Origin of the sequence: Acinetobacter sp. 1000160 (assembly GCF_000588715.1) — a bacterium.
GTDB lineage: Bacteria > Pseudomonadota > Gammaproteobacteria > Pseudomonadales > Moraxellaceae > Acinetobacter > Acinetobacter courvalinii.
Genome location: NZ_JFWP02000029.1, coordinates 1 through 1,181, shown reverse-complemented (window position 1 = coordinate 1,181; position 1,181 = coordinate 1). Strand labels below are relative to the sequence as shown.

The window sequence follows — 1,181 nt, the reverse complement described above, 5'->3', positions numbered from 1 at the left end:
TCTCTGTACACGATAAAAATAGATAACTCATTGAAATAATGTCATAATAATTGTTTTCTAACGACGAATACTATGACACATCTCAATGAGTTATATCTTATCTTAAACAAATATCTAAAATGGAACAAGTCACATTTAAAGTGCTTTGCGCTCATCATGCTTGTGATTATTTTAAAGCAAACATGTAATCTTTCTTCTGCATCTAAAGCCTTGCCCATCAAGTGCTTACCACAATCATTTTATCGACGTATGCAGCGCTTCTTTGCAGGTCAGTATTTTGATTATCGTCAAATTTCTCAGTTGATTTTCAATATGTTTTCATTCGACCAAGTGCAACTGACTTTAGATAGAACCAATTGGAAATGGGGAAAACGAAATATTAATATCCTGATGCTCGCAATCGTTTATCGTGGAATAGCGATACCTATCCTTTGGACATTGCTTAATAAACGTGGAAATTCAGATACGAAAGAGCGTATTGCTTTGATTCAACGCTTTATAGCCATTTTTGGTAAAGACCGTATTGTGAATGTGTTCGCAGACAGAGAGTTTATCGGTGAGCAGTGGTTTACATGGTTAATTGAACAAGACATCAACTTCTGCATTCGTGTTAAAAAAACTTCATTGTCACCAATCATTTAGGAAAGAATCATAAAATTAGTGATTTATTTCGCCATCTTAAAGTTGGTCAAATTGAATGTCGTAAACGACGGATTTTGGTTGGTCGGGTGAAACTATATATAAGTGCACTACAGTTAGAAAATGGAGAGCTTTTACTCGTCGTTTCTCCTCAGTTTAATGCCAATGCTATTCAGGATTATGCATTACGCTGGGAAATTGAAACCTTATTCAGTTGTCTCAAAGGACGCGGGTTTAATCTTGAAAATACGCGCTTGACAGACCCTAGACGAGTGAAAAAATTGATTGCGGTGTTAGCTATAAGCTTCTGTTGGTGTTACTTAACGGGTGAATGGCAACATGATCAAAAAAAAGCGATAAAAATAAAGAAGCATGGACGACTCTCAATGAGTTTATTTCGCTATGGTTTAGACTATGTTCAAATGGCGATTCAGCGTTTAATTGGTTTTGGGAAAAAAGAAGAGTTTAAGGAAATTTTGGCAATTTTAAGAAGGCAGAACCCTGATAGGATAAGGGTTCTGTGAAATTTGTCGTGTACAGAG

At 35.8% G+C, this 1,181-nt stretch carries 1 protein-coding gene; it reads left to right on the top strand.

From position 1 onward, the window contains the following. Positions 1-72: 72 nt before the first annotated feature. Positions 73-1,163 (top strand): IS4-like element ISAba1 family transposase gene (locus J699_RS19310; protein WP_085940413.1). Its coding sequence is split into 2 segments (ribosomal slippage): positions 73-613 and positions 613-1,163, totalling 1,092 coding nucleotides; the frame shifts between segments, so codons are not numbered across the junction. Positions 1,164-1,181: the final 18 nt, after the last annotated feature.